A 14,116-nucleotide genomic window follows, 5' to 3' on the forward strand; every position below is an offset into this window, starting at 1 on the left:
GCATCGCACGTGATCGGAGATATTTCTGCTCTCGATACGCCCCTAAGCAACGAGCAAAGCCTGTATCCTGGGGCAGGAGACCACGAGATCACACAGAACAGCAAATTCATTCGCGTCGTGAGGCGCAGACGCAAGCCCAAACCAGTTCTGCCCTTTTTCTCGTGGCGCCCATACGAGCCGTTGCTCCAGAAGATAGATGCCGTAAACGACATCGATCGAGTCGCTTCCGGTTAGCCCGAGGCACGTCCGAATGCTATAAGCGGTGAGAGCGGCGTTCAGCACGATCGCAACCTCGACCAGTGCTGCGCGATAGCCCGGTTGGCGAATGACCTCCACTCCATGAGCCCTTTCCAGCCAGGTCGCTGCGAGCTGGACGATGACCAGTGTGCGGTCCACAATGCACCGCAGATCCTTCAGCGGCACGATATGCATGTATTTGGCGGGCTGCAAATAGACATCGACTGCCGTAGAAACGGCGCCGCACCGGCTGTGGCCAAGAACCACGATAGACTTGAGACTATCCCCGAGATGGCTAATCGCATAGCTCAGGCTCCCCACGACATCATCTCCGATGCCGTTGCCGGCGGTCCTGACGACGAACAAGTCGTTCGGGCCCTCGGAAAAGACTAGCTCGACAGGAACACGGGCGTCGGCACAGCCAACAATTGCCGCGAACGGTTGCTGAGCTGGCGCGCCGCTGCCCCTTGGATAAAGGCCGAGATCCCGCGGGTCGATATCGATACTTAATGTTGTCGCCTTGGAAGATCCGAATCGGGTCAGGAGTTCGGCGAAAGCCCGATTGCCAGCCTCGAGCCGCAAACGAGCAGCATCTGCATCCTGCGGCAGGGGCCTGTGTGGCGCATCGAACGCGAACCGATAGATCACTTCGGCCAGCAACGCAGAGGTTTCACACGAATGGTCTTCTGTAGAGCCCTTTGCCATGTCGACACCCCCCTGCACAGACAGATCCGGCGGCTGCGCGCAGTTTGTCGTTGAAAGGACGTGGTCGCTGCGCGCAGTTGCCTTGGCTAACAGTTATAGACACCTGCCGCGCATCGCCTTGCGCTCCTGCGGGCAACGCCGGCGACGCTGACGGGTGTCAGCGGGCGCCCAACCCTGGCCTCTGCGGAAGGCATCAGGTTGAATTCGACCGGAAGGGCGCCGCGAAATTCGATGCTTGAGCCCCCGGCGACTACAGCAAGCAACGTGATAGCGATCCATTTAAGCATGCCGTCTCTCCTTTCAAGTTCGATCATTTCATGGAGAATATCTCTGGCAGTTCGTCAGCGTCTGGAAGCTTGCTCAAATCCCGCTTTTGAGCCCCGTCGGGCGCCTTGAAGCTGAAGTCGCCTGCCGCCACGTCCGCCCCTGCCTTCCATGACCGTATGTCAATCGTATATTGCGGAAAGCCTGCGACCTTGGTGCTGGTAACAACGTAGCGGCAAGGGTAGGGGTTCTGTCCCTGGGCAATCCAGATTTGCCAATCCACCCCTTCCTTGGTGCGAAATGCCAGGTGATCGCATTCCTCGCCGCGTATTACGCCACTCCCGAGATCCTTGACGTCGGTGACCTCCGACATGAGCGCGTCGTAAGGGTGTGACATCAAGATGTCGCCGGCCGGCAGCGGCCGATGGAATTTGTCCCGCAAGGCGTCGATCAGCTGGTCGGTCGTTCCGGGCACTTCCGTCTGAGCGTAAAGGTTGGCGTCCTTCCCGAGAACCGAGAGTGTCTTGCCGTCGAAAACGATTTCGACGTTAGCGAAGCCGCCCTGGCGTGTGACGTTCAGCTTGTCGGGCCGATTGAGCTTCACCGCGCCGGAGCTTGCAAGTGCCAGTTTCTGCTTCTGTTTGGTAACGACCTCCAGGCTCGTGTCATATTCGAAGGAGATTGCGTCCTGCGCTGCCATGTAGTCCGACATCGCCTTTAGCAGGCTCTTCGCTTGTGTGTCGTCGGCCTGGGCGGACGTCGCGCAAGTCAGCGCAGCCAGGGCAAGCCCAGCGGCAAGCAGGCGGGCATTCTGAAAGGGGTTTTCCGATCGAGATCGCATGGGTGTTTCCTCCGCTAAGATAGTGAGAAGACGACCCGCGTGGCTCAAACAAACGCGCGGGATGGATTGTCCTACAGCGCTCGTGTGGGCCTCGCTGAGACGGTCCACCAGCGACTTTCGGCTGAAGTAGCTTGCTCCCTCAAAAAGACTGCATTGCAAAGATTGAAGATGCCAAGGAGAGCAGCGCAGCGACGCACCACCGCAATGCTGCCGGCTCCAGTCCATGCCTAGCTGCCGCTCTTTTGCTCCAAATGGCGTTGCAGAGCGGCATTCATGCTAAAAAAGAGGCGCTCACGGCCGAGCTTGTCGGCGAAACCGGAGGCGCGAAGATAGTCGAGTACATCGGAATTCAAACCTGCGAGCCAGACGGTTATGCCCTGGTCGGTAACGCGGCGTTCGCTCTCAATCATCGTCTGGAGAGCGGAATACTCGATGTCAAAGACCCCGCTCATATCGAGTGCGAGCACTTTCGGTTTGTATTCGGCTACGAATGCCTGAATCTGATCCGCGACTTGCTGGACGTTGGCGAAAAACAACCGTCCCTCCGGGCGCAGTATCAGCAGACCATCAAATGTTTCGTCGTCAGGATGGTCCGAAGACAGCGGCCGGAGCACGTCAGTGCCCGGCTTGCAGCCGATGACGTAAACTTTCGGTTTCGCCGACTGACTGGCCAAACCGATCAGCGAAAGAACGATCGCGACGACGATGCCCTGAAGCGTACCGAACACGAGCACGCCGAGGAATGCCGCCAGTGCCCAGCGAAATTCCATTCGCCGCACCTTGCGGATGGCCGCAAATTCCGCCGGAGCAATGAGGCCGACCGAGTAGATGATCACAATCGCGGCGAGAACGGCCTGTGGCAGCAAGCCAAGCAGCGGCGCAAGGAACAGCATGGTGGCCGCAGAAGTCGCAGCAGTGACAAGCGAGGCCGTCTGGGACCGCCCGCCCACTGCGCGGACGACCGCCGTCTGCGAAGTGCCACCACCTGCGGGCATCGAGCCGAAGAATGCGCCGACCACGTTGGCCGTGCCTGTCGCGAGAAGTTCGCGGTTGGGCCTGATTGGGGGCTCGGACGGTGCGGCAAACGCCCGACCCGCGGCAATCGTTTCGGTAAAACTCATAAGTGCGATGCCGAGCGCTCCGGGCAAGAGTTGCTCGACCAAACTGGCGCTGGGGAGAGTGAGTGACGGCAGCGACCGCGGGATGAATCCGACTGTCGCGATACCCAAGGCATTGAGACCGGCGAGCCAGGATACCAGAATGCCCGCGCCGACGACCACGAGTGGGGCCGGAGAATGGGGCCAAAGCCTTTCCATCATCCACAAGGCGATCAGCGCCACGGCTGCAATGGCCAGCGTAAGCAGCGACGTTTCGGGTATATGCTGGACCACGCTCATGATGTCGCGGAAAAAGCCCGCCTTTTCAATATGCACGCCCAGCAGTTTCGGTATCTGATCCAGTACGATCACCAGGCCGATGCCTGCTTTGAAACCGGTTAACACTGGCGATGAAATGAAGTTGGCCACAAACCCCAGGCGCAGCACGGAGGCTGCAATGAGGAGAGCCCCCGTCAACGCCACAAGTGTCGCAACGGCGGTGACCAGCTTGCCTGGATCGCCATCTGGAACGGCGGTTCCAAGCTCGGTCCCGGCCAAAATGGCAAGGGTGGTGGTCGAACTGACACTCAGCACGCGTGACGTGCCGAGTAATGCGTAGACAATCATCGGCACGAATGCCGTATAGAGACCGACGCTCACCGGCAGCCCGGCAACCGTGGCATAAGCCATGGCCTTGGGCAGTACGACCGCAGCGGCGACAAGGCCCGCCATTATATCGAACCGAAGGCCAGCCGCGAACGAGGCACCGCCGTCGTTTCTCCTGACTGCCATGTGGGTTTCGTGGGACACGGCCACTGCTCCGATCGGAAATTCAGTCGCTTTCGTGACATTTCACCGGGCATTTTGACGATGTCACTATAGCCGCGTCCCGGCGTCAGCGGCTGTCTTGCTCCAGTTCAAAACCTTGTGCTCGCTTCGTAGAAACTCAATTGAATACACATGCCACGCACTCTGCCTCAGCAGAGTTGGATGTTTACTGGACGGGTGCAAACTAAAAGAGGTGTCATTATAACGTAAAATACATGCGAAAAGAAGTGAGTATGGGGGTCGTTGCTTACATCTTTCTTGCGGTCATTGTAGGAGAACTGATGTTCTCTTAGGTCGTCGCCGCGGATTTTTTCGCCCGCCAATAGCCGTCTCGGCCTGTCCTGAGAGTGCCTGAGGATGGAAGCCTCGGTGTGATCAGGTCCCCAAAGCAGACCGTGCCGCTTCAGCGCCCCAATTGTCATCTACCCAATTCGGGGGAAGACGACGAATCACCCGTGCTTTATCTTTAGTGTGCCATTAAGCTTAATGCTGCGTGTTTCGGGGACAAACGGTGTTTCATACTCTGATGATTGTTCTGTACGGCGCAGTCGCCGCGATTGCCATGGGTGTGACCCTGCTGGAGGGCTGGGTCAATCATGATCGCTGGACGGTGTTCCGTATCGCAGGGCTGGTCGCCTGTCTGGTCTGGCCGCTGCCGCTCGCTTTCTTCATCCTGCACGGTTCCGTTTTGCGTCTCGCCACGCGCCTTTCCTGAACGTCAAGCCTGTGAACACAGCCCGCACCCATTGCGGGTTGTCGAAATTGCTTGAGGCTATCAGCCGATTCACCTAAGCCTTGAAAAGGCTGATTGCCGGCTTTCATCCGTGCTCACGGGGAGGGGACATGGCCGATGTCACGGCTCTGACATTTCTGGCCCTGTGTCTGCCGTTGATCGGCGCTCTTGCGGCTCCCTTAATCATTCGTGCCTTCGGCGCAGGCGGCGCCTGGCTGCTCGCCGTCGCCCCTTTGCTCGCCTTCCTGCATTTCCTGCGTCTCGTGCCGCAGATCGCTGATGGCGAAATCATAACCGGCGGCTATGACTGGGTGCCGGGCCTGGGCCTGCGTTTTTCCTGGTTCCTCGACGGATTGTCGCTCACCTTCGCCCTGCTCATCACCGGCATCGGCACGCTGATCGTGCTTTATGCCGGCGGGTATCTGAAGGGCCATCCGGATCAGGGCCGGTTCTTCTCCTTCATCTTCCTCTTCATGGGCGCAATGCTCGGCGTCGTGGTGTCGGACAGCTTTCTGATGTTCTTCATCTTTTGGGAGCTCACCTCGATCACCTCCTTTCTGCTGATCGGCTTCGACTATGAACGGCAGGCGGCACGGCGCGCCGCTTTGCAGGCACTCGTCGTCACAGGCGGGGGAGGGCTGCTGCTGCTTGCCGGCTTGCTCCTGCTCTGGGGGCAGACAGGCGTTGCGCAGCTGTCGGAACTGATGCAGTTCGGCGATGTCGTCAGAGGCAGCCCGCTCTATTTTGCCACCCTGTTGCTGGTGCTCGGCGGCGCCTTCACCAAATCGGCACAGTTTCCATTCCACTTCTGGCTGCCGAACGCCATGGAGGCGCCGACACCCGTTTCGGCCTACCTGCATTCCGCCACCATGGTGAAGGCCGGCGTCTATCTGCTGATGCGGCTGAACCCGGTCATGGGCGCAACACCCGCATGGGAGGTTCTGCTGCCGGTCTTTGGCGGCCTGACGCTCGTCACCGGCTCGGTGCTTGCGATCCGACAGACGGATCTGAAGCTGAAGCTCGCCTATACGACTGTCTCCTCCCTTGGCCTGCTGGTGCTGCTGACCGGCTTCGGATCGGATTATGCCATTGAAGGCGCAGTGCTCTATCTCGTGGCGCATTCGCTCTTCAAGGGCGCGCTTTTCATGGTCGCCGGCATCATCGACCACGAAACCGGCACGCGGAATATCACGCGGCTGCGGGGCCTGCGAGGGGCCATGCCGCTGACCTTTGCGATCGCTATCGTCGCCGCACTTTCCATGGCCGGGTTGCCGCCTTTCTTCGGTTTCCTCGCTAAGGAGGAAATTTATACGGCTATCGTCGGCAGTGATCTCTATCCCGTCCTTGCCACCACCATCGCCGTCCTCGGCAATGCGCTGATGTTTGCGATCGCCTTTGCCGTGGGACTGAGGCCTTTCGCCGGCAGACTGGTGGAGACGCCCAAACATCCGCATGAGGCGCCGGTCCTGCTTTGGCTCGGCCCTGCCGTCCTTGCTTTGGCAGGTCCGCTTGCTGCAGTCTTTTCCGGCGTCACCCACAGTGCGATCTCCTCGCCCATGGCCTCCGCTATTGCTGGCGCTCCCAAAGAGGTTTCCATTTCGCTGACCCCGCATATCGGCCTGCCGCTTGCCTTGTCGTTGCTGACGATCGTACTCGGCATCGCTGTTTACTGGCAGCTCGACCGTAGCAGGGCTTTCGTCGCCTACGTGCTGCACTCCCCACGTGGCCCGGATCGCGGTTTCGATCATTTCATCGCCGGACTTGTCCGTTTCGCCCACGGTTTCATCGGCATCGTCCAGCCAAGGCGGCTGGATATCTACGTCGCCTGCACATTCCTCTGCATTGCCGCAATCCTGCTTGTACCGGTCGTCATCAATGACGGACTGCCGCCAGGCTTTGCCTGGCCTGCAGACCTGCGCCTGCGCGAAGCGGGCATCATGGTCATCGCCGTGCTCGGCCTTGTCGCCGTGCTGATCGCCCGCGACAGGCTGACGGCGATCGTATCGCTCGGCATTCAGGGTTTTGCCGTCGCGCTGATCTTCCTGCTCTTCGGCGCCCCGGATCTCGCCTTCACCCAGTTCATGGTCGAAACGCTCGCGGTCGTCATTCTTGCCCTCGTCATGACCCGTCTGCGCCTGTCGCCGACCGATCCGCGCCACGGCGTCCGCCGCTTCTTCGATATCGTACTTTCACTCGCCTGCGGTCTCGGCTTCGCGCTGCTTTTGATGCGCGCCACGCAGGCGCCGTTCAACACGGCCCTCAGCGATTTCTTCAATGCCCATTCGAAGCTGATCGCCCACGGCGCCAATGTCGTGAACGTCATCATCGTCGATTTCCGCGGCACTGACACGCTCGGCGAAATCGCCGTCGTGGCGGTGACAGGCCTCGCCATCCTTGCGCTGATCCGCATCCGCGGCAACACGGAGCGCCGGCTGGCGACAAACGATCCGGATGCGGAGGAGGCATGAGACAGGTCTCTTTGGAATCTGATTCTGTCCTCGCAGCGAATGCAGCGTTCGAGGTATCGCGAGACGTTACCGTTTCACCTCATTCATGTGCTTGCCACAGGAATCCAGCCTGCCCAAGTCCTTGGGCAGGAGAGACTCTTTGGTTTGCTGCAAGTGAGTCATTCACGACGCAGACGCGTCGTGGCTGGATTCCTGTGACAAGCACAGGAATGAGGGAGGTTGGTAGACGTCCCCGGCCGTCTCAGTCTCTTTGTGGAGGCACGCGATGAACACCCTCATCTTCCGTACGGTCGCCCCCTTCATCACCGCGCTGATGCTGCTTTTTTCCGTTTTTATCCTGCTGCGCGGCCACAACGAGCCGGGTGGCGGTTTCATCGGCGGCTTGATCGCCGCTTCGGCTCTGGCGATTTACGGCATTGCTTTCGGCGTGGACGCGGTGCGCCGGGCGATCCGCTTCCATCCATTGGCGATTGCCGGCTTCGGTCTCTTGCTCTCTTGCCTCGCCGGCCTGATCTCGATCTTCTTTGCCGTGCCATTCATGACCGGCCTTTGGGTCTATCCCGTCCTGGCAGGTGTGGAAGTGCCGCTCTCCAGCGTCATGCTCTTCGATCTCGGCGTCTATTTCGTGGTGCTCGGCGCCGTCGCTTCGATCGCGCTGGCGCTGGAAGAAAGGGAGCTGGACTGATGGAAGCGCTCTTTGCCATTCTCGTCGGCCTGTTCTTTTCGGCCGCTGTCTATCTGATCCTGTCGCGCTTCTCGATCCGCATGATGCTCGGCATCGCCATTCTCGGTAACTCCGTGAACCTGCTGATCTTCACGGCAGGAAGGCTGACCCGTGTCGTGCCGCCGATCATACCCGCCGGGGCCGACATGCTGCCATCAGGTGCGGCCAATCCGCTGCCGCAGGCGCTGATCCTGACGGCCATTGTCATCTCCTTCTCTTTCCTCGCTTTTCTGCTGGTGCTGACCTACCGCGCCTATCAGGAGCTCGGCACCGATGATACGACCCGCATGCACGATGCCGAACCTGAAGACCGGCCGCTGCCGCCTTTGGGGTATTGATCGTGAGTAAGATGCGGATGCTCAATGCCCATGCGCCGACCCTCGCGGGAGGCACCCACTAATGGCCGCCCCCGTCACCGACCTCTCGGCCGCCATGGTCACCGCTCCCGTCCCGCCCGCCCACTGGCTGGCGATCCTGCCGGTCGTGCTCTGCATCAGCCTCGGTGCGCTGCTCCTGATGCTGCGCAGCCTTCCGCGCCTGCAGGCATGGATCGCAATTGCCGGCCTCGTAGTCCTGCTGCTCCTTGACGCTGCCCTCCTGCAGCAGGTCGTCGGACACGGCCCGCTCACCATGGTCATGGGCCGCTGGCTGCCGCCCTTCGGTATCGCCTTTACGGTCGATGTCTTCAGCGCGCTGATGGCGCTGGCCGCAGCGGTCGCTGCCCTGGCAGCCGGCATCTATGCCCTGTCAGATACCACCGAAAGCGGCCGCCGATACGGTTTCTTCCCGCTGCTGATGCTGCTGATGGCAGGCGTCACCGGCGCCTTCCTGACCGGCGATATTTTCAACCTCTACGTCTGGTTCGAGGTGCTGCTCATCTCCTCCTTCGGCCTGCTGATCCTCGGTTCCGAACGGGCGCAGATCGATGGGGCGCTGAAATATGCGGTGCTCAACCTCATCGCCACGACGCTGTTCCTCATTGCTGTCGGCATCCTCTATGCGAGCTTCGGCACGCTCAACATGGCCGACATTGCCGAGCGGGCAGCAGCCTTGAGCGGCACGGCGCCGCTGATGACGCTCGCCTGCCTCTTCCTGCTCGCCTTTGCCATGAAGGCTGCGGCCTTTCCGGTCAATTTCTGGCTGCCGGCCTCCTACCACACGCCGCGCATCGCCGTTTCCGCACTCTTTGCCGGCCTCCTGACCAAGGTCGGCATCTACGCGCTGCTGCGCGTCCTGGTCATGCTGCTGCCGGCCGAGCGCGATGAACTCAGCCTGCTGATAGCTGTCGTCGGAGCCCTGACTGTCCTCGTCGGCGCACTCGGTGCACTCGCTGAAACCGACCTGCGTCGTCTGCTCGGCTATGTGGTGATCTCGGGCATCGGCAATATGCTGATCGGTGCAGCACTCGGCACCGCCGAAGGCCTCGGCGGCGCAGTCTTCTATGCGCTGCATTCGGTAGTGCTGATGACGGCGCTCTATCTTCTGGCCGGCGAAGCGGGCAGGCGAGGCGGCTCCTTCTCGCTGGCCGCGCTCGGCGGCCTCTATCGTCAGAATGGCTGGTTCGCGGCGATTTCGCTGATGCTGCTGCTGGCCGCCTGCGGCCTGCCGCCCTTTTCCGGCTTCTGGCCCAAGGTGTTGCTGGTCAAGGCCTCGCTCGATGTCGGCGCGTGGTGGCTGGCGGGCACGATCCTGCTCGGCGGCTTCCTGTTGACGATTGCCTGCGGCCGCGTCTTCCTGTTTGCCTATTGGCGTCCCGCGTCCCCGGCGCTCCCTCCGGTGCGGACCGGCTGGACGGCTGGTCTTCCGCTTGCGGCGTTGACGATCCTCGTCATCGGCATCGGTCTCCTGCCGGAACAGTTGCTGCAACTCGCGCGCTCCGCCGCCGACGGGCTTGCTGATCCCTCCGCCTATATCTTCTCCGTCTTTCCGGAAGGGACCATACGATGACAGTCCTGTTCCTCAGCCTGCCGCTTGCCGTCGCCTGGGTCGCCGTAACCGGCAGCACCTCGCCGCTTAATTTCGTTCTCGGCCTCGCTCTGTCGCTGCTGTCGCTCGCAGTCGTGCGCGAGGCCTTCGCCGGCCGTTCGCCGCCGCGCCGCATCCGCCCTTGGCACATCTTCCTGCTGGCGGGTCTTTTCCTTTGGGAACTGGCGCTTTCGGCCTGGCGGGTGGCATTGACGGTGCTTTCGCCGCGTATGCAGCTGGCGCCCGGTATCCTCGCATTCCCGCTGACGGTGAGAACCGATTTTGAGATCACGCTCCTTGCCAATCTCATCACACTGACGCCGGGTACTCTTTCGGTTGATGTTTCCGAGGACCGGCGCACGCTCTATGTGCATGCGCTGGACTGCGCCGATCCTGCCGCGGTCAGGCGCGATATTGCTGGCGGTTTCGAGCGCCGTATCATGGAGGCCTTTGGATGATAACGCCTGCCGCCATCGTTTCCGCCGCCGCCATCGCAGCCCTCGGTATTCTCTGTATTGCGCTTTTTGTGACCGTCTGGCGCGTCATTGCCGGCCCCACTCTTCCCGACCGCATCCTGGCGCTCGACATGATGACGGGCATCGCCATTGGTTTCATTGCCGTCGTCGCGGTGCGCACCGGATTTTCGCTTTACATCGATATCGCCATCGCGCTCGGCCTCGTCGGTTTTCTGGCGACAGTCGCCTTCGCCCGTTTCGTGCTCTCTCGGAGAGCCGTGGCATCTGGGACGCAGGGGAGAGGCGAATGATAATGGACTATGCGCTTGCTATCGTCACTGCGGTCCTGCTGCTGGCAGGTGCCTTCTTCGCCCTGGTGGCCGCGATCGGTATCGCGCGCTTGCCGGATCTCTACACGCGCATGCACGCCGCTTCAAAAGCCGGCACGGTCGGTTCCGGTTTGTTGTTGCTTGCTGCCGGGCTTTATTCGGGCGAACTTGCTGTGCTTGCAAGAGCGTTGGCCGGTTTCCTCTTTTTTATCCTGACTGCACCGGTTTCTGCACACCTTCTTGCGAGAGCTTCGCATATATCAGGACATTTTCCGGCCGATATCTCAGTACGTGACGATATGCGAATGCGCTGAGGGCGAGGGCTACTCAGAATTTTAAGCAATTTTACGCAAACTTATGCACTGGAAGCACGAGTAAAGCTTGCTGAACCGCTGACCAATTCTTTGTGATGGATTTTTTTTCTAGGAAAATCACAATTAATAATTGGCCTTTTGCGAAAACGATGCTATTTGAAAATCCAAGTAGAGTTCTGATTGTGAATTAGAATCGTACTGCTTCCAGGTCTCCTAGCCTTGTTTGTCAATGTCTAACTGGGTGACGGCCTGGAAGAATACGTAGTAGCTCACCGTCAGGCAGTATTGGTGCAGAGTACGGTCTTCGGAATCTAGGGGTGGATTCCGGTTTTTCGAAACAAAGGCTGTAAGCTGCTCTTTTGGTGTTTGGCTCTACGACGAGGGTTCTTTGTCTTTTTGGGAGAAGGACCGTTTGAGCATGCTAACAGGAGAAAGAATATGACGGATATGGCGACCGGCAATGCGCCGGAGCTGCTTGTGGAACTGACGGCCGATATCGTCGCGGCCTATGTCAGCAACCACGTTGTCCCGGTCAGCGACCTGGCTAATCTGATTTCCGACGTACATTCGGCATTGAGCAACACATCCGTACCGCAGCCGGTGGCAGCGGTCGTCGAAAAGCAGAAGCCTGCGGTCTCTGTCCGCAAGTCCGTGCAGGACGAGCAGATTACGTGCCTCGAATGCGGCGGCAACTTCAAGTCCCTGAAGCGCCACCTGATGACGCATCACAATCTCGCGCCGGAAGAATATCGCGAGAAGTGGGACCTGCCTGCCGATTACCCAATGGTAGCCCCGGCCTATGCCGAAGCGCGTTCGCGCCTTGCGAAGGAAATGGGCCTGGGACAGCGCCGCAAGCGCGGCCGCGGCTGAGTATTGCACCGCTGCATGATAAAGAGCCGGGCCTGTTGCCCGGCTTTTTTTGTATTTACCGGTCGTCTCTTCCGGTGATTTCGGCTCTCGTCATCTATCTTCAAAAAAAGCGCGGCAAAAAATGTCGGTCTCGCGATTGCTCATCCGTCTCTAAATCATGTCGCGCAAAAGTGCGCAGCGGTTTTGCGATAACGACGGAATGACATGAAAGATCGAGGACGGGCGGGCACTCATGCCGCCGCAAACAAGAGGAGAAGAGACATGCGCGTAATGGTCATCGTCAAGGCGACGGCAGACAGTGAAGCGGGCATCATGCCCACGACTGAGCTTCTGGGGGCTATGGGCAAGTATAACGAGGATCTGGTCAATGCCGGCATCATGATGGCGGGTGAAGGCCTGCATCCTTCTTCCAAGGGAAAGCGCATCGCGTTCGATGGCCCGAAGCGCATGGTCATCGACGGCCCCTTCGCCGAGACCAAGGAACTGATCGCCGGTTTCTGGCTGTGGCAGGTCAAGGATATGGACGAAGCCGTCGAGTGGGTAAAGCGCTGCCCCAATCCAATGCTCGGTCCGAGCGAGATCGAAATCCGTCAGGTGTTCGAAGCAGCCGATTTCGGCGAGGCCCTGACGCCGGAGCTTGCCGAGCGGGCAGAACGTCTCGGTGAGCGGATGACAAACGGCAAATAACGAATCGGCAAGATCAGGTTCGGCGCCCGGCGTATTTCTCCGTGCGCCGAACCGTCTGGTCTCAAGGCTTGTTTTCTCGTGCGGATCGCACCTGTCAGGCAGTAGCCCGCACGCGCGCTTCCTCGCGGATGCGGTTGACCATCGAGCGCAAGCCGTTCGAGCGCTGCGAGGAGAGATTTTCAGTCAGACCGATCTTTGAGAAGATCTCGAAAGCATCGAGCGAGGCGATCTCGGCAGCAGTCTTTCCGGAATAGGTGGCAAGCACGATAGCGACGAGGCCGCGCACGATATGCGCGTCGGAATCGCCTTCGAATGTCATGACCGGATTGTCGGGATTGCCTGCTGTATGCGTGACCAGCCATACCTGGCTGGCGCAGCCCATCACCTTGTTCTCGGAAGTCTTCTTCTCGTCTGCCAGTTCAGGCAGCGCCTTGCCGAGTTCGATAACGTAGCGGTAGCGGTCTTCCCAATCGTCCAGGAAGGAAAAGTCGTCGATGATCTGGTCGAGGGTCGCCATGCTTGTTCAGGCCTTTCACTATTATCAGTTCATATAGGCGAAGCGACCGCAGATTTGAACCGTTAAAAAGAAACGCCGTGAGGGATGGGCATCCTCACGGCGCAGCAAAGTGCTGAAATAAACAGGGCAGGCACGTCAGGCATGGGGCATCTCCGCGTCATGCGGACCACCGATGCAAGCTGGGGCGCGGGCGGGGTGCCCGCGAAATTCGTCAGATCGCCGGTTTCGGCGTCGGCAGCGGGATCGACCCGGCCGGAATGGTTCCGGTTACCACACGTTCGGTCGAAGCGCCGTCGTCTACCGGTGGGCGGTAGGGCTGCGGCAGGTGCGGCATCGGCTGGTTCAGCGCGGCCTGAGCCTCGCGCATTGTATTAGTGATGGCCTCCGGCAGGGAAGGAGCGGCAAGCGCGACAGGCGCCGGCGGCACGGCCGTCTTTGCGGAGGCCATTTTGGAGTTGTCGTCCCTGAACTGGCTGTCGAGCAGCTCATAGGCGACACGGGCGCCTTCGCGGGCCCGGTAGCCGAGAGCCGTCAGGGTCTCCCCACCCTTGCTGCAGACCTCGGGCTTTTCGGAGCACATGCCGGTGATATAGACGTAAGCGCCGCTTGCCGCGGTGAAGGCGTCGGAAAGCTGCAATTGCGGGTGGCCGGCATTGTCGGAGCTCTCCGAAGAGAAAACGGAGAGAGCGACGAGCACAAGGCCAAACCAGAATGATCCTTTGATCAGAAACCACATTGTCTTGCCCATCCTGTTTTTCCCGTCCGGTCTTGTCGCCGAATCGGGCCGGTTGTCCGGTATGTCTGCACCTTACAGCCGAGTTGCGAATGCAGCTTTTCGAAACTCATCGGCATTTGCGGCAAATTTATCTCAAATTTTAATGATCGGTATTTTCGGGGCATTTCACTCAAATTCTAACAGATGTCGTTAAGCATGGTGGCAGCCGCCGCCTGCAATTGCTGGACTTTTGCCCCGCCGCTCTGCCACAAGAGTTAACGTGATGCTGAAATATGAGGAAAATCCGGCGCTTACCTGCTATTAACCACGAAATTCAAAGAGCCAGGCAGATGGCCCAAAACGGGAC

Annotated in this window: 16 protein-coding genes; 10 read left to right on the top strand and 6 right to left on the bottom strand. The window is 59.8% G+C overall.

Features of this window, described 5'->3' with window-relative positions:
* Positions 1-42: 42 nt before the first annotated feature.
* The 4 genes from LVY75_15000 to LVY75_15015 all read right to left on the bottom strand — a co-directional run bounded on the left by LVY75_15000 (position 43) and on the right by LVY75_15015 (position 3,936).
* Positions 43-942, bottom strand: coding sequence for a hypothetical protein (locus tag LVY75_15000; GenBank protein ID XAZ24514.1), 900 nt, complete (start codon positions 940-942; stop codon positions 43-45).
* 86 nt (positions 943-1,028) lie between these two features.
* Entirely contained in the window at positions 1,029-1,229 is a 201-nt protein-coding gene (locus LVY75_15005; GenBank protein ID XAZ24515.1) for a hypothetical protein, read from the bottom strand.
* 23 nt (positions 1,230-1,252) lie between these two features.
* Positions 1,253-2,047: a DUF2092 domain-containing protein gene (locus LVY75_15010; GenBank protein XAZ24516.1), complete on the bottom strand. Its 795-nt coding sequence runs from the start codon at positions 2,045-2,047 to the stop codon at positions 1,253-1,255.
* 227 nt (positions 2,048-2,274) lie between these two features.
* A complete protein-coding gene (locus LVY75_15015) occupies positions 2,275-3,936 on the bottom strand; it encodes a SulP family inorganic anion transporter (GenBank protein ID XAZ24517.1) in 1,662 nt (553 codons plus the stop codon).
* A 547-nt stretch (positions 3,937-4,483) separates the two neighbouring features.
* Here LVY75_15015 and LVY75_15020 point away from each other — a divergent pair.
* From LVY75_15020 to LVY75_15065, 10 genes are all read left to right on the top strand, one after another.
* Positions 4,484-4,687, top strand: coding sequence for a hypothetical protein (locus LVY75_15020; GenBank protein XAZ24518.1), 204 nt, complete (start codon positions 4,484-4,486; stop codon positions 4,685-4,687).
* A 128-nt stretch (positions 4,688-4,815) separates the two neighbouring features.
* Entirely contained in the window at positions 4,816-7,173 is a 2,358-nt protein-coding gene (locus LVY75_15025; GenBank protein ID XAZ24519.1) for a putative monovalent cation/H+ antiporter subunit A, read from the top strand.
* A gap of 265 nt (positions 7,174-7,438) precedes the next feature.
* Positions 7,439-7,858 carry a Na+/H+ antiporter subunit B gene (locus tag LVY75_15030; GenBank protein XAZ24520.1) on the top strand — a complete coding sequence of 140 codons (420 nt, stop codon included), beginning with the start codon at positions 7,439-7,441 and terminating at the stop codon, positions 7,856-7,858.
* Entirely contained in the window at positions 7,858-8,235 is a 378-nt protein-coding gene (locus LVY75_15035) for a Na+/H+ antiporter subunit C (protein XAZ24521.1), read from the top strand. Before LVY75_15030 ends, LVY75_15035 begins: the two co-directional genes overlap by 1 nt.
* Before the next feature lie 61 nt (positions 8,236-8,296).
* Positions 8,297-9,844, top strand: coding sequence for a Na+/H+ antiporter subunit D (locus LVY75_15040; protein XAZ24522.1), 1,548 nt, complete (start codon positions 8,297-8,299; stop codon positions 9,842-9,844).
* On the top strand, positions 9,841-10,320 hold the full coding sequence (locus tag LVY75_15045) for a Na+/H+ antiporter subunit E (protein XAZ24523.1): 480 nt from the start codon (positions 9,841-9,843) through the stop codon (positions 10,318-10,320). The genes LVY75_15040 and LVY75_15045 overlap by 4 nt, the downstream gene beginning before the upstream one ends.
* Entirely contained in the window at positions 10,317-10,628 is a 312-nt protein-coding gene (locus tag LVY75_15050; protein XAZ24524.1) for a cation:proton antiporter, read from the top strand. Before LVY75_15045 ends, LVY75_15050 begins: the two co-directional genes overlap by 4 nt.
* Positions 10,628-10,960 (top strand): monovalent cation/H(+) antiporter subunit G, encoded by a 333-nt coding sequence (gene mnhG, locus LVY75_15055; protein ID XAZ25725.1) that lies wholly within the window; start codon positions 10,628-10,630, stop codon positions 10,958-10,960. The genes LVY75_15050 and mnhG overlap by 1 nt, the downstream gene beginning before the upstream one ends.
* A 438-nt stretch (positions 10,961-11,398) precedes the next feature.
* Complete coding sequence (locus tag LVY75_15060) at positions 11,399-11,830, top strand: MucR family transcriptional regulator (GenBank protein ID XAZ24525.1); 432 nt, start codon at positions 11,399-11,401, stop codon at positions 11,828-11,830.
* Positions 11,831-12,091: 261 nt separating this feature from the next.
* Entirely contained in the window at positions 12,092-12,517 is a 426-nt protein-coding gene (locus LVY75_15065) for a YciI family protein (GenBank protein XAZ24526.1), read from the top strand.
* Positions 12,518-12,611: 94 nt separating this feature from the next.
* Here LVY75_15065 and LVY75_15070 read toward each other — a convergent pair whose 3' ends face one another.
* Both LVY75_15070 and LVY75_15075 read right to left on the bottom strand, forming a co-directional pair.
* The gene (locus tag LVY75_15070; GenBank protein XAZ24527.1) at positions 12,612-13,034 is read right to left on the bottom strand and encodes a SufE family protein; all 423 of its coding nucleotides are present in this window, start codon (positions 13,032-13,034) and stop codon (positions 12,612-12,614) included.
* Between the two features lie 211 nt (positions 13,035-13,245).
* Complete coding sequence (locus tag LVY75_15075) at positions 13,246-13,770, bottom strand: DUF5330 domain-containing protein (protein XAZ25726.1); 525 nt, start codon at positions 13,768-13,770, stop codon at positions 13,246-13,248.
* Positions 13,771-14,116 lie beyond the last annotated feature (346 nt).

Source organism: Sinorhizobium sp. B11 (assembly GCA_039725955.1).
GTDB lineage: Bacteria > Pseudomonadota > Alphaproteobacteria > Rhizobiales > Rhizobiaceae > Rhizobium.

What these genes read in the sequence shown, in the direction of transcription:
- LVY75_15000 (XAZ24514.1), bottom strand. Translation starts at nt 942, where the DNA reads ATGGCAAAGGGCTCTACAGAAGACCATTCGTGTGAAACCTCTGCGTTG.
- LVY75_15005 (XAZ24515.1), bottom strand. Translation starts at nt 1,229, where the DNA reads ATGCTTAAATGGATCGCTATCACGTTGCTTGCTGTAGTCGCCGGGGGC.
- LVY75_15010 (XAZ24516.1), bottom strand. Translation starts at nt 2,047, where the DNA reads ATGCGATCTCGATCGGAAAACCCCTTTCAGAATGCCCGCCTGCTTGCC.
- LVY75_15015 (XAZ24517.1), bottom strand. Translation starts at nt 3,936, where the DNA reads ATGGCAGTCAGGAGAAACGACGGCGGTGCCTCGTTCGCGGCTGGCCTT.
- LVY75_15025 (XAZ24519.1), top strand. Translation starts at nt 4,816, where the DNA reads ATGGCCGATGTCACGGCTCTGACATTTCTGGCCCTGTGTCTGCCGTTG.
- LVY75_15030 (XAZ24520.1), top strand. Translation starts at nt 7,439, where the DNA reads ATGAACACCCTCATCTTCCGTACGGTCGCCCCCTTCATCACCGCGCTG.
- LVY75_15035 (XAZ24521.1), top strand. Translation starts at nt 7,858, where the DNA reads ATGGAAGCGCTCTTTGCCATTCTCGTCGGCCTGTTCTTTTCGGCCGCT.
- LVY75_15040 (XAZ24522.1), top strand. Translation starts at nt 8,297, where the DNA reads ATGGCCGCCCCCGTCACCGACCTCTCGGCCGCCATGGTCACCGCTCCC.
- LVY75_15045 (XAZ24523.1), top strand. Translation starts at nt 9,841, where the DNA reads ATGACAGTCCTGTTCCTCAGCCTGCCGCTTGCCGTCGCCTGGGTCGCC.
- LVY75_15050 (XAZ24524.1), top strand. Translation starts at nt 10,317, where the DNA reads ATGATAACGCCTGCCGCCATCGTTTCCGCCGCCGCCATCGCAGCCCTC.
- LVY75_15060 (XAZ24525.1), top strand. Translation starts at nt 11,399, where the DNA reads ATGACGGATATGGCGACCGGCAATGCGCCGGAGCTGCTTGTGGAACTG.
- LVY75_15065 (XAZ24526.1), top strand. Translation starts at nt 12,092, where the DNA reads ATGCGCGTAATGGTCATCGTCAAGGCGACGGCAGACAGTGAAGCGGGC.
- LVY75_15070 (XAZ24527.1), bottom strand. Translation starts at nt 13,034, where the DNA reads ATGGCGACCCTCGACCAGATCATCGACGACTTTTCCTTCCTGGACGAT.
- LVY75_15075 (XAZ25726.1), bottom strand. Translation starts at nt 13,770, where the DNA reads ATGTGGTTTCTGATCAAAGGATCATTCTGGTTTGGCCTTGTGCTCGTC.